At 72.1% G+C, this 19,497-nt stretch carries 15 protein-coding genes; 9 read left to right on the forward strand and 6 right to left on the reverse strand.

Annotated elements, in window-relative coordinates:
* Window positions 1–11: 11 nt before the first annotated feature.
* From KBX71_RS10645 to KBX71_RS10680, 8 genes are all read left to right on the forward strand, one after another.
* Window positions 12–809: a TIGR03084 family metal-binding protein gene (locus tag KBX71_RS10645; protein ID WP_210817772.1), complete on the forward strand. Its 798-nt coding sequence runs from the start codon at window positions 12–14 to the stop codon at window positions 807–809.
* The gene (locus KBX71_RS10650) at window positions 806–2,482 is read left to right on the forward strand and encodes an acyclic terpene utilization AtuA family protein (RefSeq protein ID WP_210817773.1); all 1,677 of its coding nucleotides are present in this window, start codon (window positions 806–808) and stop codon (window positions 2,480–2,482) included. The genes KBX71_RS10645 and KBX71_RS10650 overlap by 4 nt, the downstream gene beginning before the upstream one ends.
* On the forward strand, window positions 2,479–3,675 hold the full coding sequence (locus KBX71_RS10655; RefSeq protein ID WP_210817774.1) for an acyl-CoA dehydrogenase family protein: 1,197 nt from the start codon (window positions 2,479–2,481) through the stop codon (window positions 3,673–3,675). Before KBX71_RS10650 ends, KBX71_RS10655 begins: the two co-directional genes overlap by 4 nt.
* Window positions 3,672–5,273, forward strand: coding sequence for an acyl-CoA carboxylase subunit beta (locus tag KBX71_RS10660; RefSeq protein ID WP_210817775.1), 1,602 nt, complete (start codon window positions 3,672–3,674; stop codon window positions 5,271–5,273). The genes KBX71_RS10655 and KBX71_RS10660 overlap by 4 nt, the downstream gene beginning before the upstream one ends.
* Window positions 5,274–5,287: 14 nt before the next feature.
* Window positions 5,288–7,282, forward strand: a complete 1,995-nt coding sequence (locus KBX71_RS10665; RefSeq protein ID WP_210817776.1) for a biotin carboxylase N-terminal domain-containing protein — start codon at window positions 5,288–5,290, stop codon at window positions 7,280–7,282.
* Window positions 7,279–8,469, forward strand: a complete 1,191-nt coding sequence (locus tag KBX71_RS10670) for an acyl-CoA dehydrogenase family protein (protein WP_210817777.1) — start codon at window positions 7,279–7,281, stop codon at window positions 8,467–8,469. The genes KBX71_RS10665 and KBX71_RS10670 overlap by 4 nt, the downstream gene beginning before the upstream one ends.
* Before the next feature lie 209 nt (window positions 8,470–8,678).
* Window positions 8,679–9,680: a helix-turn-helix domain-containing protein gene (locus KBX71_RS10675; RefSeq protein WP_210817778.1), complete on the forward strand. Its 1,002-nt coding sequence runs from the start codon at window positions 8,679–8,681 to the stop codon at window positions 9,678–9,680.
* 64 nt (window positions 9,681–9,744) lie between these two features.
* Window positions 9,745–10,050: a hypothetical protein gene (locus tag KBX71_RS10680; protein ID WP_210817779.1), complete on the forward strand. Its 306-nt coding sequence runs from the start codon at window positions 9,745–9,747 to the stop codon at window positions 10,048–10,050.
* 87 nt (window positions 10,051–10,137) lie between these two features.
* Here the strand turns inward: KBX71_RS10680 and KBX71_RS10685 are convergent, their stop codons facing one another.
* Window positions 10,138–11,337, reverse strand: a complete 1,200-nt coding sequence (locus tag KBX71_RS10685) for a hypothetical protein (protein WP_210817780.1) — start codon at window positions 11,335–11,337, stop codon at window positions 10,138–10,140.
* Entirely contained in the window at window positions 11,334–12,275 is a 942-nt protein-coding gene (locus KBX71_RS10690) for a transporter substrate-binding domain-containing protein (RefSeq protein WP_210817781.1), read from the reverse strand. The genes KBX71_RS10685 and KBX71_RS10690 overlap by 4 nt, the downstream gene beginning before the upstream one ends.
* Before the next feature lie 167 nt (window positions 12,276–12,442).
* Here KBX71_RS10690 and KBX71_RS10695 point away from each other — a divergent pair, with 167 nt between their 5' ends.
* A complete protein-coding gene (locus KBX71_RS10695; RefSeq protein ID WP_210817782.1) occupies window positions 12,443–12,784 on the forward strand; it encodes a hypothetical protein in 342 nt (113 codons plus the stop codon).
* Here the strand turns inward: KBX71_RS10695 and KBX71_RS10700 are convergent.
* From KBX71_RS10700 to KBX71_RS10715, 4 genes are all read right to left on the reverse strand, one after another.
* Window positions 12,771–14,267: a serine/threonine-protein kinase gene (locus KBX71_RS10700; RefSeq protein ID WP_210817783.1), complete on the reverse strand. Its 1,497-nt coding sequence runs from the start codon at window positions 14,265–14,267 to the stop codon at window positions 12,771–12,773. The two genes, KBX71_RS10695 and KBX71_RS10700, sit on opposite strands and share 14 nt — an antisense overlap.
* Window positions 14,268–14,297: 30 nt before the next feature.
* Complete coding sequence (locus KBX71_RS10705; protein WP_210817784.1) at window positions 14,298–14,801, reverse strand: hypothetical protein; 504 nt, start codon at window positions 14,799–14,801, stop codon at window positions 14,298–14,300.
* Window positions 14,802–15,010: 209 nt separating this feature from the next.
* Window positions 15,011–18,661 (reverse strand): adenylate/guanylate cyclase domain-containing protein, encoded by a 3,651-nt coding sequence (locus KBX71_RS10710; RefSeq protein ID WP_210817785.1) that lies wholly within the window; start codon window positions 18,659–18,661, stop codon window positions 15,011–15,013.
* Entirely contained in the window at window positions 18,658–19,494 is an 837-nt protein-coding gene (locus KBX71_RS10715) for an MBL fold metallo-hydrolase (RefSeq protein WP_210817786.1), read from the reverse strand. The genes KBX71_RS10710 and KBX71_RS10715 overlap by 4 nt, the downstream gene beginning before the upstream one ends.
* Between the last annotated feature and the right edge of the window lie 3 nt (window positions 19,495–19,497).

Raw genomic sequence — 19,497 nt, forward strand, 5'->3', positions numbered from 1 at the left:
CCGGAGGCACCATGGTCGACCTCAGCGACCTGCTCACGGACCTGGCCGACGAGTCCGCCCAGTTGGACGCCCTGGTGGCACCACTGCCCGCGGACGACTGGGCGAGGCCGACCCCCGCGCCGGGCTGGAGCATCGGGCATCAGATCGCCCACCTCGCCTGGACCGACCACGTCGCTCTGTTGGCCGCCACCGATCCCGAGGCGTTCTACGCGACGGTGACCGCCGCGTCGGACGTGACCCGACTCGTCGACGTCGGCGCCGAGGAATTCCTCGCCCCGCCGGCCGACCTTCTCGCCCGCTGGCGGGCCGGGCGAACCGCGCTCGTCGACGCACTGGCCGCCGTTCCGGCCGGTGGCAAGCTGCCCTGGTACGGCACCCGGATGTCGGCCACCTCGATGGCCACCGCCCGGATCATGGAGACGTGGGCGCACGGCGCGGACGTGGCCGACGCCCTGGCCGTGGTTCGCCCCGACAGCGACCGACTTCGGCACGTGGCGCACCTGGGTGTGCGTACCCTCGGGCACGGCTTCGCCGCGCACGGCCGGGAGGCGCCGACGGCGCCGGTCCGGGTGGAGCTGGTCGGGCCCGGCGGCGACACGTGGACCTGGGGTCCGGCGGACGCCGGCGATCGGGTCACCGGCTCGGCCCGGGACTTCTGCCAGCTGGTCACCCAGCGCCGACACCGCGCGGACCTCGCGCTGGTCGCCACCGGGCCGGTCGCCGACGAGTGGCTCGACGTGGCTCAGGCCTTCGCCGGGCCGCCGGGTGACGGCCGGAAGCCGGCCGGCGGAAACGGGGTACGGGCATGATCCGCATTGGCAACGCCTCCGGCTTCTACGGCGACCGGTTCACCGCCTGGCGGGAGATGCTCGACGGTGGTGAGCTGGACGTGCTGACCGGCGACTATCTGGCCGAGTTGACCATGCTGATCCTCGCCCGCGACCGCCTGCGCGACCCCGACCTGGGCTACGCGAAGACGTTCCTGCGGCAACTGGAGACCTGCCTCGGCACCGCCCTCGACCGAGGGGTGCGGATCGTGACGAACGCCGGCGGGTTGAACCCGGCCGGCCTGGCCGCCGCCATCGCGAAGCTCGCCGAGCGGCTCGGGCTGCCGGCCCAGATCGGGTACGTCGAGGGTGACACGATCCAGCGACCGGACGCGTTGAGCGCGAACGCCTACCTCGGCGCGTTCGGGATCGCCGCCTGCCTCGACGCCGGTGCGGACGTGGTGGTCACCGGTCGGGTCACCGACGCGTCGCTGGTGGTCGGCCCTGCCATCGCCCGGTACGGGTGGGGCCGCGACGACCTCGACGAGCTGGCCGGAGCCACTGTCGCGGGGCACCTCGTCGAGTGCGGCGCACAGGTCACCGGCGGCAACTTCAGCTTCTTCACCGAGTTGCCCGACGGCGGTCACCGGCCCGGATTCCCGATCGTCGAGGTGCACTCCGACGGCTCGTCCGTGGTCACCAAACATCCGGGCACCGGTGGCGCGGTCACAGTGGAGACGGTCACCGCCCAGCTGCTCTACGAGATCGGCGGGCCGTCCTACCTCGGGCCGGACGTGGTCACCCGACTGGACACTGTGACGCTGCGCCCCGACGGGCCGGACCGGGTCCGGGTCGCAGGCGTTCGGGGCGCACCGCCGCCGCTCACGCTGAAGGTGGGCGTCAACAACCTCGGCGGCTTCCGCAACTCGATGACCTTCGTCCTCTGCGGGCTGAACGTCGAGGCGAAGGCTGCCCTGGTCCGGGGGCAGGTCGAGGAGGCGGTGGGCAAGGACGGGCTGGAGTTCACGCTGGCCCGGACCGACCATCCGGACGCCGCCGACACCGAGGCTGCCAGCGCCCTGCTGCACGTACACCTGCGCGACGGCGACAAGGCGCGGGCCGGGCGGGCGTTCTCGGCCGCCGCGGTGGAGCTGGCCCTGGCCTCGTATCCGGGCTGCACGCTGACCACGCTGCCCGGCGACGCGACACCGTACGGCGTCTTCACCTCCGACGCGGTGGCGCAGGACGCTGTGGCGCACGTAGCGGTGCTGCCCGGTGGCGAGCGGGTGCCGATCGCCCCGCCGATCCGTACCGCACCCACCCCGCAGGACGAGTCCGCCCCGGGTGGCGACGCGGCGGTCGACGGCCCGACCCGGCGCGGGGCGCTCGGCGAGGTGGTCGGCGCGCGCTCCGGAGACAAGGGCGGCGACGCCAACCTCGGTGTCTGGGCGCGAACCGATGCCGGGTACGCGTGGCTGCGGACCTGGTTGACAGTCGAACGGCTGGCCGAGCTGTTGCCGGAGACCGCGCCGCTGTCGGTACGGCGCTATGAGTTGCCGAACCTGCGCGCGGTCAACTTCGTGATCGAGGGCCTGCTCGGCGCGGGGGTGGCCGCCTCCACCCGGTTCGACCCGCAGGCCAAGGCGCTCGGCGAGCTGCTGCGCGCCCGGATCGTCGACCTGCCGGTCGACCTTCCGACGGGGGAAAGCCGGTGAGCATCGTGGACACCCCGGAGCGCCGGCAGCTACGCGAGCTGACCCGGGCGTTCGTGACCCGGGAGGTGTTGCCGCACCTGGACGACTGGGAGCGGGCCGGCGAGGTGCCCCGGGCGCTGCACGCCACCGCCGCGAAGCTCGGCCTGCTCGGCATCGGCTTCCCGGAGTCGGTCGGTGGCAGCGGCGGTGACCTGCTCGACTCGATCATCGTGACCGAGGAGCTGATCCGCTCCGGCGGCTCGTCCGGGCTGGTGGCGGCCCTGTTCACGCACGGCATCGCGTTGCCGCACATGGTCGCGGCGGCCGGTGCGCGCACCGGTGGCTCGCTGGGCGGTCGACTCGGCGGCACCGCGTCCCCGGGCGACGACAGTCTGATCGAGCGGTACGTCCGGCCCACCCTGTCCGGCACGATGATCGGCGCGCTTGCCGTCACCGAGCCGGACGGTGGTTCGGACGTGGCCGGCATCCGCACGACCGCCCGCCGCGACGGCGACCACTACGTGGTGAACGGGTCGAAGACGTACATCACCAGTGGGCACCGGGCCGACTTCGTGACCACCGCGGTGTGTACCGACTTCCCCGGCAGCGGTGAACTCACCCTGCTGGTCATCGACAAGGGGTCGCCCGGGTTCACAGTGGGACGCCGGTTGGAGAAGCTGGGCTGGCACTGCTCGGACACCGCCGAGCTGTCGTTCGCGGACGTGCGGGTGCCGGTCACCAACCGGATCGGCGCGGAGAACACCGGCTTTCTGGCGATCATGCAGCACTTCGCGGCGGAACGGCTGTCCCTGGCGACGCAGGCGTACGCGACCGCGCAGCGCTGTGTCGAGTTGGCGGTGCGCTGGTGCCGGGACCGGGAGACCTTCGGGCGTCCGCTGGCCAGCCGGCAGCTGATCCGACACCGGTTGGCCGAGATGCACACGCGGGCCGAGGCGGCCCGGTCGTACGTGCACGAGGTCGCGGGTCGGGTCGCTGCCGGCGAGCCGGTGGTGACCGAGGTGGCGATGGCGAAGAACGTGGCGGTGGCCGCCTGCGACCACGTCGTCGACCAGGCGTTGCAGTTGCACGGCGGCTTCGGTTACCTGCGCGACGCCGAGGTGGAGAGGCACTACCGCGACGCGCGGATCCTCGGCATCGGCGGCGGCACCACCGAGATCATGAACGAGATCATCGCGAAAGGCATCGGCCTGTGACCATCCTGGACAGCGCGGTCGATCCGTCCGCACCCTCGTACGTCGCGAACCGGGCCGCCCTGCTGGAGCGGTTGGCCGAGTTGGACGCCGCGCTGGATCAGGCGCGGGCGGGTGGCGGCGAGAAGTACGTGACCCGGCATCACGCACGCGGCAAGCTGCTCCCCCGGGAGCGGATCGAGCTGCTGGTGGACGCCGACAGCCCCTTCCTGGAGTTGTCGCCCGTCGCCGCGTACGGCTCGGATTTTCCGGTCGGAGCCAGCGTGGTCACCGGTATCGGGGTCGTCGAGGGCGTGGAGTGCCTGATCGTGGCCAACGACCCGACGGTACGCGGGGGCGCTGTCAACCCGTGGTCGCTCGCCAAGACCCGGCGGGCCGGCGAGATAGCCCTGGCCAACCGGTTGCCCATGGTCAACCTGGTCGAGTCGGCCGGGGCGGACCTGCCCACCCAGGCGGAGATCTTCATCCCCGGTGGTCGGGTGTTCCGTGACCTCACCCGGCTCTCGGCGGCCGGCATCCCCACTGTCAGCGTGGTCTTCGGCAACGCGACGGCCGGTGGCGCGTACGTGCCGGGGATGTCCGATCACGTGATCATGATTCGGGACCGGTCGCAGGTCTACCTGGCCGGTCCACCGCTGGTGAAGATGGCGACCGGTGAGGTCACCGACGACGAGTCGTTGGGTGGCGCGGCGATGCACGCCGGCACGTCCGGGCTCGCCGACTATCTGGCCGCGGACGAACGGGACGGCATCCGGCTGGCCCGGCAGTGCGTCCGCCGGCTGAACTGGCGCAAGCGGGGCCCGTCGCCGCGTACGGCGGTGCCGCAGCCGCCGAAGTACGACCCGGAGGAGCTGCTCGGCGTCACCAGCGCCGACCTGAAGGTGCCGTTCGACCCCCGGGAGGTGCTGGCCCGGATCCTCGACGGCAGCGACTTCGACGAGTTCAAGCCGGCGTACGGGGATGCGCTGGTCACCGGTTGGGGCGAGCTGCACGGGTACCCGGTGGGGGTGCTGGCCAACGCCCGAGGGGTGCTGTTCAGCGCGGAGGCGCAGAAGGCGGCCCAGTTCATCCAGCTGGCGAACGCCTCGGACACCCCGTTGGTCTTCTTGCAGAACACCACCGGCTACATGGTCGGCACCGAGTACGAGCAGCGCGGCATCATCAAGCACGGTGCCCTGATGATCAACGCGGTGTCGAACTCGACGGTGCCGCACCTGACCGTGAACCTGGGCGCCTCGTACGGGGCCGGCAACTACGGCATGTGCGGCCGGGCGTACGAGCCGAGGTTCCTGTTCACCTGGCCGAACGCGAAGTCGGCGGTGATGGGCCCGGCGCAGCTCGCGGGGGTGCTGTCGATCGTGGCCCGGCAGGCGGCTGCCGCACGGGGGCGCGACTACGACGAGGAGTCCGACGCGGCGATGCGGATGATGGTCGAGCAGCAGATCGAGTCGCAGTCCGGCGCGCTCTTCCTCTCCGGTCGGCTCTACGACGACGGGGTGATCGACCCCCGGGACACCCGGACCGTCCTCGGGCTCTGCCTCTCGGCGATCCACAACGGACCGGTGAAGGGCGCCGACAGCTTCGGCGTCTTCCGGATGTAGGGGGCGGACGACTCATGATCAACCGAGTGCTCGTGGCGAACCGGGGTGAGATCGCCCGCCGGGTCTTCGCCACCTGCCGGGCGATGGGCGTGCAGACCGTCGCCGTGTATTCCGACGCGGACGCCGACGCGCCCTTCGTGGCCGAGGCCGACCTGGGTGTACGCCTGCCGGGGAGTTCGCCGGCCGAGACGTACCTGCGGGTCGACCTGATCCTGGACGCGGCCCGGCGCAGCGGCGCGGACGCGGTCCACCCGGGCTACGGCTTCCTCGCCGAGAACGCGGAGTTCGCGGCGGCGGTGACCGACGCGGGACTGACCTGGGTCGGGCCGCCGGCCAAGGTGATCGCCGCGATGGGCGACAAGCTCGCGGCGAAGGCACTGCTCGCCGAGGCGGGCGTGCCGATGCTGCCGAGCTGGACCGACACCGACGACGTCACTGACTTCCCGGTGCTGGTGAAGGCGTCCGCCGGTGGCGGCGGGCGCGGGATGCGGATCGTGCGGGAGGCCGACGAACTGGCCGAGGCCGCCGCGAGCGCCAGCCGGGAGGCGGCTGCCGCGTTCGGCGACGGCACTGTCTTCATCGAGCGGTACGTCGAGCGCGGCCGGCACGTCGAGGTGCAGATCTTCGGCGATTCGCACGGTCGGGTGGTGGCCCTCGGTGACCGGGAGTGCTCGATCCAGCGGCGCCATCAGAAGATCGTCGAGGAGGCGCCGGCGGTCGTGCCCGAGCGGGTGCGGACGGCGTTGCACGAGGCGGCGGTGGCCGCCGGGCGCGCTGTGGACTACCTGGGCGCGGGCACCGTGGAGTTCCTGCTCGCCCCGGGCGGTGAGTTCTTCTTCCTGGAGATGAACACCCGGCTCCAGGTGGAGCACCCGGTCACCGAGTTGTGCACCGGGCTGGACCTGGTGGGCTTGCAACTGCTCGTCGCCGAGGGCGAGCCGCTGCCGGCGACCCTGCCGGAGAGCACCGGACACGCGATCGAGGTACGCCTGTGCGCGGAGGACGCGGCGGCGGGTTGGCGGCCGGCCACCGGGGCCCTGCACCGGTTCACAGTTGGCGCGGTGGCGACCGAGTTCGGTGGGCTGGCCGGGCCGGGTCTGCGGCTCGACTCGGGTGTGGTGGCCGGTTCGGTGGTCGGGGTGCACTACGACTCGATGCTCGCGAAGGTGATCGCGTGGGGTCGTACCCGCGCGGAGGCGACCCGGCTGCTGGCCAGTGCGCTGGCCCGGGCCGAGCTGCACGGGGTGACCACCAACCGGGACCTACTGGTCCGGGTGCTGCGTAGCGCCGCGTTCGCCGCCGTGGAGATCGACACGGGTTTCCTGGACCGGCACTCGGAGGTCTTCGCCCCGCTGCTCCCCGCCGACCGGCTGCCGATCACCGCCCTCGCCGCCGCACTGGCGGGTGCGGCCCATCGCCGAGCAACCGCGCAGGTGCTGGGCGGGCTCCCCTCCGGCTGGCGCAACGTGCCAGCCGTCCCGCAGGTCACCCGCTTCGTCGGGCCGGGCGGTGACGAGATCGAGATCCGCTACCGCCTGGACCGGACCGGCCGGCTCGCCGACTGGTCCAGCACACCGACCAGGGACCCCGCCGAATCAGCGGGAGACTCGGACGTGGCGCTTGTGGAGGTCACCCCGGACCGGGTGGTGCTCGACGTCGACGGAGTTCGGCGCGCGTACCGCGTACACCGGGCGGGGTCGGCTGTCTTCGTGGACGGTCCGGACGGGGCGGCGAGCCTGGCCGAGCTGCCGCGTCTCCCGCTGCCCACCGCGGCGGTGGCGAGCGGGTCGCTGCTCGCGCCACTGCCCGGCGTGGTGACCCGGGTGCACGTCCAGGTAGGCCAGCGGGTCACGGCCGGCGATCCGCTGCTCACGCTGGAAGCGATGAAGCTGGAACATCCCGTGCTCGCCCCGATCGACGGCGTGGTCGCCGAGCTGCCGGTGCCGACCGGCGGTCAGGTGCAGACGGGCGCCGTGTTGGCAGTTGTCGACGAAAAGGACAGCCGATGACCTTCGACCTCACCCCCGAACAGGACCAGCTGCGCGACGCCGTGCGGGCGCTCGGCCGCCGCTACGGCCACGCCTACTTCGTCGAGAAGGCGAAGGCTGGCGAACACACCACCGAACTCTGGGCGGACGCCGGGCGGCTCGGCTACCTGGGGGTCAACATCCCCACCGAGTACGGCGGCGGGGGCGGCGGCATCACCGAGCTGGCCATCGTCTGCGAGGAGCTGGCGGCGGCGGGTTGCCCGCTGCTGCTGCTTGTGGTCTCCCCCGCCATCGCGGCGACAGTCCTCAGCCGGCACGGCACCGAGGAGCAGCGCAAACGGCACCTGCCGGGCCTCGCCGACGGCTCGCAGAAGATCGTCTTCGCGATCACCGAGCCGGAGGCCGGTTCCAACTTCCACCGGCTCGGCACTGTGGCTCGCCGCGACGGCGACGGCTGGCTGCTCAACGGCCGCAAGTGCTACATCTCCGGGGTCGACGAGGCCGGTCACGTGCTGGTGGTGGCGCGTGTCGCCGTCGATGACGGCCCAGCCGGTTCAGCTGATGCGTCTCCGCAGAAGCTGAAGCCGGCGTTGTTCCTGGTGCCGACCGACGCGGCCGGGTTGACCCGGTCCAAGCTGGACATGGAGATCGTGTCCCCGGAGAACCAGTTCCTGCTCTACCTGGACGACGTTCGGGTGCCCGCCGACGCGCTGCTCGGTGAGTCGCTGGACGCCGGGCTGCCGGCGCTCTTCGCCGGGCTCAACCCGGAGCGGATCACGGTGGCCGCGATGGGCGCCGGCACCGGCCGGTACGCCATCGAGCGGGCCAGTGAGTACACCGCCACCCGCAAGGTCTGGGGTGGTCGCAGCATCGGCTCCCACCAGGGGGTGTCGCATCCGCTGGCACACGCGGCCGTGCAGGTGGAGCTGGCCCGCCTCATGATCCAGAAAGCGGCCACCCTGTACGACGCCGGCCGCGACCTGGAGGCCGGGGTGGCCGGCAACATGGCCAAGTACGCGGCCGGGGAGGCTGCCGCGCTCGCCGTGGACACCGCCGTCCAGGTGCTCGGCGGGGCCGGCATGACCACCGAGTACGGGGTGGCGACCCTGCTCGGCGCGGTCCGGGCCGGGCGGATCGCCCCGGTCAGCCGCGAGATGATCCTCAACTTCGTGGCCCAACACGTCCTCGGCCAGGACAAGTCGTACTGACGCCGCCCGGCCTGCCTGGCTGCCTGGCCGGCCGACTGCAAGATCGACTCGGTCTTCTTGAATCCGGGGGGGTCCGAGGGCCGGCGACTCCCCGACTTCCCGAAAACCGAGTCGATCTTGGTAAGGGTTTGGTCAGGCCGCCCTGCCAGCCTCCGAGGTAGTCCGGCGCAGCGGTACATGCCGGGGTAGCCACGCGTGAGGAGACGGGCGTGCAGCTGGCTCAGTTCCGTACAGCCGACCTTCCGGCAGGCGATCGCTTCGACGCCTGGCACGAGATGACGTCCAACGCGCTTATCAGCACAGTCGTGACCACCGACAGCGTCAACGACTTCACCGCCACGGTCAGGGTGCTCGACCTCGGCCCGGTACAGCTGTCCACGGTGTCCTATCCACCACTACGCGCGACCCGTACGGCCCGGATCATCCGACGGTCCGACCCCGACCTCTACTACGTGTCGCTGCCGCTGCGCGGTCGGCTCGGCGTACGGCATGTCGGCCGGGACGCCGAGGTCGACACCGACCACTTCGTCGTCATCGACACCTCACAGCCAGGGGTGGTCGTCAACCGCGAGCCGGTGAAGCACCTCATCGTGCAGGTGCCTCGCGTGGCGCTGCCGTTCAAGCCGTCGGTGCTGAACGCCGCCGTGGCACGCCCCCTTCCGATCGGCAGGGGGATCGGCGCCCTGATGGTGAACGTCGCCCAGCAACTGATGGGCTCGGTCGACGCGTACCAGCCGGCCGAGGGGATGCGGCTCGCGAACGTGGTCGTCGATCTCGTCACGTCCGTCCTGGCCGGTCATCTCAGCAACGGTGGCGCGGCCCGGGACGCCGGGCAACGGCTGCTGCAACGAAGGATCTTCGACTTCATCGAGAAGCGGCTCTCGGATCGGGCTCTGTCGCCATCGGTGGTCGCGGCGGCGCACAACATCTCCGTGCGGTCTCTACAGTTGCTGTTCCAGGACCAAGGGCTGACGGTCTCCGGATGGATCCGCGAGCGCCGCCTTGATCGCTGTCGTCGCGACCTGCGTGACCGGGCACTCGCCGCGCGCCCGGTGCACGCCATCGGCGCCCGCTGGGGATTCTCCGACCCGACCGCGTTCAATCGGGCGTTCAAGCAGGCGTACGGGGTCCCGCCCGGTGACTATCGCCGTCAGCAGGTCGGACCCGAAGAGTGCGCTGACGGTCAAGGGGTGTGCGCTCAGCGTCAATGAGGGCGGCTCCCCGGCGTTCCATTCTGTTCATGACCACAGAACGTCGTCGATCGGAGTGGACCGTATGTCAAGCATTGGAACCAAGGCGCTACGGGTCGCCGTTGTAGCGACCCTGGCGTTGTCCACCGGGGTGCTGGCGGCGAGTCCGGCGCAAGCCGCACCGTCCAACTGCTCGGTCGGCTATGTGCTGCCCTGGGACGCGTGGGGGCAGTGCCAGAGCGGCACGGGTGAGTACCGCGTCAAGGGGAACTGCGGCTGGTTCGGCGGCGGTTGGCGAGTCGGCCCGTGGCGGTCGCCAAACGGGATCAGCTGGGCCGAGTGCGCGGGGCCCGGCTTCGTCATGACCAGTAGGCAGATCGAGTACAGGTAGCCAATCGGGGGCGCGCGAGATCCTGGAAGATCCGGGCCTACCGGACGCGTTCCATCCAGGATCTCGCACGAGCTGCGCCGTCGGCGCTCAGGCCGGGGTACGGCAGGCGGCGTCGATGCGGTGCACCGGGCGGACCCGGCGACCCATGCCCTCCAACAGTGAATCCTCGACGTGGAAGTCGTGAATGCGCAGTTGGTGGCGGGGCAGTTCCTCCTCGCTCGGGCAGAGCACCTGGGCGCGGACCAGGCCGACCGGGACGTACCGGACGCCGCCCTTCTCCTGAAGGATCACCATGTTGACGTCGTCGGTGGTGACCACATGCCCGCGTACGTCCTCGGTGGGCCCACTCTCCGGACCGACAGTGGTGACGGTCAGCGGCAACACAGGTGTGCTGATCACCGGTACCGCGGCCCAGACCAGGGTGGCCAGCACCGCCACCTCGGTCACCGATGCCAGCGGCCGGATCACCATGCCTGGCAGTGGCCCCGCGATGAACAGGGCCAGCAACGGAGGCACCACGACGAGCGCCAGCACCAACCACTCGTCGCCCTGCCGCACCGCCGCACGCAGGGTGGGCAGCATCAGCCAGCCGTACCCGGCGAGCAGAGCGCCGATCAGTAGCAGCCGAGGCACGACCCGCTCGTGCAGCCGCCCGGGACGCAGTTGGAACGCGGCCACGAACGCCGGCAACAGCAGCGGAAGGTAGAGCAACGGCCAGGTGATCAGGGCGAGCAGGAAGCTGGCCAGCACCACCCAGGCCGGGGTGATGTCGGCCCAGCGGGCGAAGAGCGGACGGCGACGGGTGCCCGGCGGAAGTCGATCCGCGCTGACGGCCAGCACCGCGCCGAGCGCGAAGATGGCGACCAGGCCGGTGGAGAGCAGCCGGGCCGCCGTGGTCAGGAAGCCGGCGAGCAGGTTGACCGGCCCGACGTTGGCCACCAGCAGCAGCGTGGTCTGGAGTTCCCCGCCGGCCTCCACGCCGAGGCGGAGCACCGAGAAGATCGCCGGTACGCCCACCACTGCCGTCCAGAACGACTGGCTGGCCCGTGCACGTCGCTCGGCCGGATCCCAGCGAACCCGCCCGACGTCGGCGACGACCGGCTCGGCCGGTTCGGCGACCGGCACGCCGGCCGGCCAGGTGACGTCACCGACCGCCGGGCGGTCGACGACCGGCGCTGCTGCGGCCGTACCGTCGATTGTCGAAGAGTCGGCGGCGACGCCGGGCGCGGACGTGCGGGGCGGCGGGACCGGCCCGTCGCCGCCGGTGGCGGTCGACGCCGTGCTCACTTCGCGGGCGCCTTGTCGTCGAAGTCGACGAGCTTCGGCACTTCCAGCGGCTGCGGCTGGCGCTTCTCGGCCTTCAACCACGGGCCCAGGGTCCGGTTGTACGCGGTCTGCCAGGGGCTGGCATCTCCGTCACGGCCCTGCTCGTAGCTCTTCTGCAGGAAGTACGCGACCAGGTCGCGCAGCGCGGGATCACCGATCGGCACGCCGACGCCCAGCAACTCGCTGGTCCCGAACGGCATGTCGACGATCTCGAACTCCTTGGGAAAGCTGGCCAGAAAACCGGCAAGGATCGACTCGTCGGAGCTGACCGCGTCGTACCGGCCCTTCCGGATGCCATCGACGCAGTCGCCGACGTCCTTGACCACGAACGTCCTGACCTGGTGCTTCTCCAACTCGGCCTCGGTGGTGGAGCCGCCGCTGGTGCAGACCTTGTAGGCCGGGTCACGCAGATCCTCAATGGTGCGGACCTTGTCCTTGAGCCGGACCGGCACCATCACCTCCTGAGTGGTGACGAAGTACGGCCCGGCGAAGCTGACCAACTGCTTACGGTCCTCCGTCATGGAGAAGCTGGACACCACGAGGTCGACGGTGCCGCCCTGGAGCGACGGGATGCGGTCCTCCGTGGCGACCGACACGAACTCCAGCCGCTGGTCGCCCTCGTAGCCGAGGGAGGCCGCGACGTATCTGGCGATCTCGACGTCGAACCCGACGTGCTGGCCGTTGCGCAGATCGCCCATGAGCGGCTCGTTCGTGGCGACACCGATCCGGAGCTTCGACGAACCGTAGATGTGCGTCTCGCGCATCTTCTCCTGCACGGAGGACAGCTCCGGTTCCTTCCGGCTGTCGCAACCGGCGGCGGCGGCGAGCACGAGGGTGAGGGCGACCGCCAGCGTCGACGCGATCGACCGGAGTCGGGGTTGCGAACTGCCTGAGCTCATGGGCGACCTCGCTGCCGGAAGAGCCTGCGGGACACCGAGAGTAGCCGTTCTTGTCCAATCCGTGTGGACGCCGTGGGCCATGTCGGACCGGTGCTCGGATCGACGCCGATCGGCGCGGCGGTCGGCTCAGCGGTTGACAGCGGGCCTCGTCACGACATGCTGGACGGGTGAGCCGATTGTCCAGACCCGATGCACGCGCGGTGGCGGTGCTCGCCGCGCTGGGAGCCCTCGCGCCGCTGGTCATGCTGGTCGTGTGGCGCCGACAGGATCTCCTCGGCGTGGTTCTCGCGCTACTCTGCGTGCTGATGACCATGGTCGCCGGGGTCGCGGTCTCCGCCGCTCGTCAGGTCGACGATCCGGAGCCGGCGGACCGGTCGGCAGCGTTCGGGCCGCCTGAGCTGATGCCGTACGGGATCGACGCGGACACCCTCGACGCCCTGGATCCCCGGGACGCGTTGCGTGCGGTGCGTGACCGCCGACGCGGGTCGGACGGGCTCAGCGGCCGGTGAGCGTGGGCGCGGTGAGCGCGTCCACGCCGCGCCCCGCCAGACACCGGTAGGTCCGGTCGATGCTGCCGTCGACCGGCGGTAGCACCTCCAGGTGCCAGCCGGTCGCCTCGGCGATCCCGGTGGTCAAGCGGAACGTCGTGGCGCTGCACACCTGCCGCACCGGCTCGGCGGCGGTCACCTCTTCGTAGTCGGCGCCGACCAGCGACACCGGCAGGATGCCCTCGGCGTACGTCTCCCAGGTGTGTCGGCCCGCGCAGGACAGCCGTGCCGCCTCGGCGCGGCTACCGCGGATCCGCATCGGGCCGAAGCATTCCAGCTCGGGCAGGCAGCGGGCGCCCTCGGGCAGGGCGGTGGGCGCACCGGTGCCGGTCGCGCAGCCGGGCAGCGGCCCGGTCGCCGGTGCGGCGATCTGGGTGGCCGACGGGTACGGGGGGGTTGGTGGCGTCCGGTCGGCGACCCAGGCCCCGGCGGTCGCGGAGGCGGCCAGCGCGAGCACCCCGGCGCCGCCGAAGAGCCAACGCCGCCAACGCCGACCGGTGGGCAGAGTTCCCTGCGTGTCCTCGATGGGCGGGCGGGGCACCGGCCGGCTTGCCGCGTACGGGCCGGAGAGCGTCGCGCCACCGCTGACCGGAGCACCGCTGACAGGTGTCGCCGTCGAGCCGAGTGGCAGGTTGGTGAGCAGGTCGTGCAGCTCCAGGGCGGAGGGACGCTCGGTCGGCTCGTTGGCCATGCCGACGCGCAGCACGTCGATCAGCTCGTCCGGGACCCCGGGCAGGGCGGGGAGCGGCTGGTTGAACATCTCCAGCACGGTGACCAGGCTCGGGTTGCGCTCGGACTGCCAGCGCGGCGGCCGGCCGTGCATCACGGCGTAGAGGGTGGCGCAGAGGGCGTACACGTCGACGGCCGGGGACGGCGGGCTGTGGCTGAACATTTCCGGCGGCGCGTACGCCGGGGTGAGCACCTCCAGGGTGACCGAGGCGTCCCGGTGCTCGGCGAGGACGGCGAGCCCGAAGTCGGCGAGCACCGCCGAGTTGAAGTGCGAGTAGAGGATGTTGGCCGGTTTCACGTCCCGGTGCAGCACCCCGGCGGCGTGCGAGTGGGCCAGCGCGTCGGCGATCTTGATGCCGAGGTCACGAGCCTCCACCGGGCCCAGCGGCGAGGTGCGCATCCGTTCGGCGTACGAACCGTCGCAGAGTTCCATGATCAGGTAGGGGTGCTGGTCGATGGTGACCCCGACATCGAAGAGGTCCACCACGTGCGGGTGTGAGGACATCCGGCCGGCCGCCCGCGCCTCGCGCAGGAAGCGGGCCTGGTCCCGCTCGCTGTCCAGCGTGCGGTTCTCCACCTTGACGGCGACCTCGCGGCCCACGGAGATCTGGGTGGCCTGGTAGACGGTCGCGTACCCGCCCCGGGCAAAGACCCGCAAATCAGTCAGGCCAGGCACGATCGGCACTGGCAGGCCGCCGGTCGGGGTGTCGGTCACCGCTCGAAAATACCCAACCCGACCGATGGCTCAGCGCACCGCGTCCGCCGGAGCGGCACCGGCGGGACCGGTACCCTCCTCGGCGACCGCAGTCGTTCCGGCACCCTCGGACGATCCGACCCCACCTGCCGGGATGCCCCGGCGGGCATCCAGGCGCAGACCGATGGCGGTGGCCACCGCTCCCAGCCCTTCCCACGCCGCCACCCCGAAGAACCGGTCGGGAGCGATGTCGGCCAGCACCGCGATGGTGAACACGGTGAACGTGACAAGTCGGAAGACCACTGTGAACCGGTAGAACACCCGCCACTCGGTCACCGTGGCGAGCAGGTAGTAGACGCCCATGTTGAAGGCCGCCATCGAGGATGCCAGCAGGAACGTCCCGGTGTGATCACCGACGGCCCGCGTCTCCGGCACCTCGAAACCGAGCATGCGCAGCTGCGCCTCCGGCCAGAGCAGCCCGACCGCGCCCATCACCAGCGCCAACACGCCGAAGACCGCGATGGTCCAGCCCGCGATGGATCGCGGCAGCTTCATGAAGGGCCTCCCCAGGCACGGCGACGGTCACCACTGTGGACCCGTACGCGGTGGTGACACGCTAGCCGCTCACCCCGACCACCACATCCCCAGAACCGGCAAAACCCTCCACCTCACCCCGGGGGGTCGCGCTGATCATGAAGTTATTGCCCTGCGCGTCGGCGTGTCGGGGCAATAACTTCATGATCAACGGGGTGGGTGGGGGTGGGTTAGACCTGGGCGGTTGTTAGGCGGGCTTGTAGGGCGTCGGCTGCTGCGCGTTCGCTGCGCTGCTCGGTGGCGTACGCCAGGCGGACCGCCTCCTGCGCACAGGACAGAGCCTCCGCCGGGCGCCCGCAGGCGGCCAACGCCTCGGCCAGCACACTCGCCGCGATCACCTGGCTGCGCACGTCCTCGGCCGGTGCGGTGACCGCTCGGCGGGCCCAGTCCAGCGCCTGCTCCCGCTGGCCGTGAGCGAGCAGCGCCGCAGCGTACTGGGCCATCGTCTGGCGGCGGGAGAAGAGCAACGACGGTGCGTTCGCGGCGGCCGTGGCAACCGGGGCGAGCAACCCGACTGCGGTCGCCGAGTCGCCGGCGGCGAGACGGGCCGTCGCCAGCAACACCCGGGGTGCCACCTGCGCCGGAGCCTGCGGGTTGTGCGGCTCCACGGCGGTCAACACCGAGCGGGCCACCCGCTCGGCCGTCTCGCAGTCGCCCATGTCCAACGCGACGAAGCCACGCAGTGTCCCGGCCATCCCGGTGAGCAGCGGATGCGAGGTGCGCTCCGCGTACGCCAGGGCGTCGGTGAGCAGGTCCGCCGCGTGCTCCGGCTCGCCCAACCCGCGCGCCACCACCGCCCGGACCACCAGGGCGAACCCGCGCCCCCAGTCGTCGGAGGCGGCGGCGAACTCCCGGTACGCCCGCCGGGCCTCCCGGTCCGCCTCGGCCAGGTCACCCAGCTCGGCAGTGGCGAACGCCGCCACCGCGCGCAACGTTCCCACCGCCCACGCCTCACCGACCCGCTCGCCGAACGGCAGGAACACCTGCGCCATCCGACACGCCTCGCGCAGACGGCCGGCGAGCAGCCGGGCGAACGCCGTGGTGCCGCGCAGCCAGGCCCGCCCGTACGGGTCCTTCAGCTCGGCGAAGAGCCGGGCGGCTCGGCCGAGTACCGCGTCGGTGCCGGCGAAGTCACCCCGGGTGGTGGTCACCCAGGCCAGGTTCTGCAGGGACCACGCCTGCCCGCGTCGGTCCTGCGCGCCGAGGCTGACCTGGTACGAGGCAGCCAACCGGCTGCTCGCCTGACTCAGCCGCCCGGCCACGAAGTCGGCCATGCCGAGCCGGCGCATCGCCGTGGCCCGCTGAGTGGGCAGCCGACCCTCGGTGGCCACCTGCAACGCCTCCTGCCAGGCGGTCACCGCCCGGCCCTGGTCGCCGAGGGTCTCCTGCGCCTGCCCCGCCAACAGCAGGGCGCTGACCCGGGTGACCTCGTCCCCCGCGTTAGCGGCGATCTTCTCCGCGTACGCCAACGCGTCGGAGACGCGGCCGACCTGGAGCAACGCCCGAGCGTGCACCACCCGATCGGCTGCCGGCACCCCGTCGCGGGCCAGTTCGGTGGCGCGCTCGGCGTACTCGACGGCCATGGCCGGCTCACCGGCGGACAGCGACCGGCGGGCGGCCCGACCGAGCGCGGCGACACCGAGCGGAACCACCGCCCGAGCCGGCGCGTCCGGGCGCAACTTCACCGCGTCGGCGAGCGTGGCGGCCCGCTCGACATGCGTCGCCACGAAGTCGTCCCGGGCCTCGTCGGTGAAGCCGCCCACAGTGCTGGCCGTGGCGTCGTCCACCGGCGCCGCCCAGCGGGCCAGCGCGGCGTGCCGCTCGGCCAACTCGGCCTTGCTCACCCCGGCGTACGCGGCCTCCCGCATCAGCGGTGTCGCGAACGAGTAGCCGGTACGCGAGCGGTGCAGCATGCGACGTTGCAGCAACTCCTCGACCGCCCGGTCGAGCTCCACGGCGACCACTGCCGACGGTCGGCCGTCCCGGCGGCCGTACTGCTCCCGCATTGCCTCCAACGCGCCGGTCGGCACCGTGTCACCGGTGACCGCCGCGTCACGCAGTACCGACCGGGCGTCCGGCGGCAGCGCGTCGATCCGGGCCGCCAGCACTGCGGCGAGGTCCCGGGAGAGCAGCCGGCTGCCCAGCGAACCCGGCACCAACCGCCAGCCGGCCGACCCGCTCTGCTCCCGCTCGCCGGAGCCGGACCGATCCCCCGCGGCACCCCGCGTCGAGGCAGCGCCGCGCACTGATTCGGTGGTGAGCGCACCCCGCTCGATCAGCAGGGTGACCAGCTCAGCCAGGTAGAACGGATTGCCCTGCGCGGTGGCGAGCAACCGGTCGGCGTCGGCCTGTGGCAGCTTGCCGCCGCCGAGGTAGGTCGTGAGCAGTCGGGCCGCGTCAGCGCCACGCAGCGGCGGCAGCGAGTGCACCTCGGCGTCCGCGACCCGGGTCAGCGCCCCGGCGGTACGCACCAACTCGGGGCGCCCGAGCAGCAGCACCAGCACCGGGCCGGTGAGCCTGGACAGGGTCAACCCGAGGGCGCTGATCGTCTCGGGGGTGGCATCGTGCAGGTCGTCCACCACGATCACCAGCGGCGCCTCCGAGGCGAGCCCGCTGAGCAGGTCGGCGACCGCGTTCGGCACCACCTCGGCATCCGCGGCCGGAATGCCCGACCCGCCCCACTCACCGCTGTCGGTGCCAGAGTGCGCCGGAAGTTCGGCATAGCCGAGCAGGGCGAGGAGTTGCTCCGTGGCGATCGGCGCGGTTTCCGCACCGGAGCGGGCGAGCCGCTGCCCGAGCCGTCGCAGCCGCTCCTCCACCGCCGGGCGGGTCAGCGCGGTGGACGCGTCGCTGGGCAGACCGACGGCGGCACGCACCAGGTCGGCCAGGGGCGCGAGCCGTCGCCGCTCACCGAACGCGGCACAGCGCACCGAGAGCACCCGGGCGCCGGTGTGCGCCGCGTAGCGGCCAGCACCGACGTCGTACCCGGCGGCGAGGCGCTCCACCTCGGCGGCGAACCGGGACTTGCCGATACCCGCCTCGGCGGTCATCAGCAGCACCCGCGGGTCGCCCTGGTCGATCACCTCGGCGAGCCGACCGGCGACCCGACCGATCTCCGTCTCCCGGCCGACGTACGGTGCCTCGTCGCCGAGCCCCGAGCGGGTGCCCGGCGCGTCCAGCAGACCCAACAGCTCGTACGCCTCGACCGGCTCACGCTTGCCCTTGAGCCGCAGCGGGCGCAGCGCCCGCCAGGAGGAGACGTGCCTGGTGGCGGCGGCGGTGCGTCCACCGGCGTAGACGGCCCCGACCGCTGCGGCGTCGGCGAGCCGGGCCGCGGTGTTCACCGTGTCGCCGATGACCGTGTATTCGATCGCGGCCTGGATGCCGGCGATGACGTCGCCGGTGTTCAGCCCGACCCGCAGCCCGAGCGGCGCGCCGCCGCCCCGCTCGTCGTCGAGCACCCGGCGGACGGCCCGTTGCATGGACAGGGCGGCCCGGACGGCGCGTTCGGCGTCGTCCTCGTGCGCCACCGGGGCGCCGAAGACCGCCATGATGCCGTCACCGGTCAGCTTGTCGACGTGCCCGCCGAACGTCTTCACCGCACCGGCGAGGGCGGCGAGCACCCGGTCGGTGACCGCGCCGACGCGTTCCGGGTCGAGGTCCTCCGACCAGGAGGTGAACTCGGAGAGGTCACCGAAGAGCACGGTGACCACCCGGCGCTCGGCTGCCGGCAACGTGGCGGCGGCCGGCAGCGCGGCACCGCAGTTGTGGCAGAACCGCGCGCCGGGAACGGCAACGGTTCCACACACGGGGCAGGTCACATGTGCTCCAACCCACTGACCCCGGGCGCGGATTCCCCGGTGTCGACGCCCAGATACTCCAGTTGGGCACGGACCGACCATTCGGCCGCCCACCAGAGCGAGCGGTCCACGTCCGCGTAGACCGTCGCCACCACGTCGGCGGGGGTGTGGGCGCCGGCGGCGACCGCCTCCCGGACCTGGTCGAGCCGGGCCCGGCGGTGGGCGAGGTAGAAATCGGCGGCGGCGGCGCAGTCGGCGAGAGCCGGGCCGTGTCCGGGCAGCGCCGGGATTCCCCGGTACGCGGACAGCAGCTCCAGGCTGGTCAGGTAGTCACCGAGATGCCCGTCCGGGTGGGCGACCACGGTGGTGCCCCGGCCGAGGATGGTGTCACCGGTGAGCACCACCCGCTCGTCGTCGTGCTCGACCAGGAAGCAGACCGAGTCTGCGGTGTGCCCTGGCGTCTGCAACAGGCGGATGCGCAGACCGACGTCACCGAAGCGCTCGCCCGGCCCGGTCAGCGGCTCGGCGCCGATGGTGTGCGCCGGGTCGACGGCGAGGACTGGCACCCCGCCGAGCAGTTCGCTCAGGCGTGCGGCGCCCTCGGTGTGGTCGGCATGGCCGTGGGTGATCAGGATCAGCCCGATTGGCCCGTGCTCGGCGATCCGGGTCAGGTGCCCCTCGTGCGCCGGCCCCGGGTCGACAACGATGGCGTACTCGGCTGCCGGGGCACGCAGCGCCCAGGTGTTGGTGCCGTCGAGGGTCATCGGCCCCGGGTTGGGCGCACGCAGCAGCGAAACCCAGCCGGGCAGTTCGTCGGCAAGCGCCGCCACCGCCCCCGTCACGTGCCCGCTCATGGC

The organism is Micromonospora sp. D93 (genome assembly GCF_018070365.1).
Classification (GTDB): Bacteria; Actinomycetota; Actinomycetes; order Mycobacteriales; family Micromonosporaceae; genus Micromonospora; species Micromonospora ureilytica.

Excerpts from the sequence above, each read along its gene's own strand:
- KBX71_RS10715 (WP_210817786.1), bottom strand. The coding sequence starts at position 19,494 with ATGAGCGGGCACGTGACGGGGGCGGTGGCGGCGCTTGCCGACGAACTG.
- KBX71_RS10665 (WP_210817776.1), top strand. The coding sequence starts at position 5,288 with ATGATCAACCGAGTGCTCGTGGCGAACCGGGGTGAGATCGCCCGCCGG.
- KBX71_RS10650 (WP_210817773.1), top strand. The coding sequence starts at position 806 with ATGATCCGCATTGGCAACGCCTCCGGCTTCTACGGCGACCGGTTCACC.
- KBX71_RS10680 (WP_210817779.1), top strand. The coding sequence starts at position 9,745 with ATGTCAAGCATTGGAACCAAGGCGCTACGGGTCGCCGTTGTAGCGACC.
- KBX71_RS10690 (WP_210817781.1), bottom strand. The coding sequence starts at position 12,275 with ATGAGCTCAGGCAGTTCGCAACCCCGACTCCGGTCGATCGCGTCGACG.
- KBX71_RS10705 (WP_210817784.1), bottom strand. The coding sequence starts at position 14,801 with ATGAAGCTGCCGCGATCCATCGCGGGCTGGACCATCGCGGTCTTCGGC.
- KBX71_RS10670 (WP_210817777.1), top strand. The coding sequence starts at position 7,279 with ATGACCTTCGACCTCACCCCCGAACAGGACCAGCTGCGCGACGCCGTG.
- KBX71_RS10645 (WP_210817772.1), top strand. The coding sequence starts at position 12 with ATGGTCGACCTCAGCGACCTGCTCACGGACCTGGCCGACGAGTCCGCC.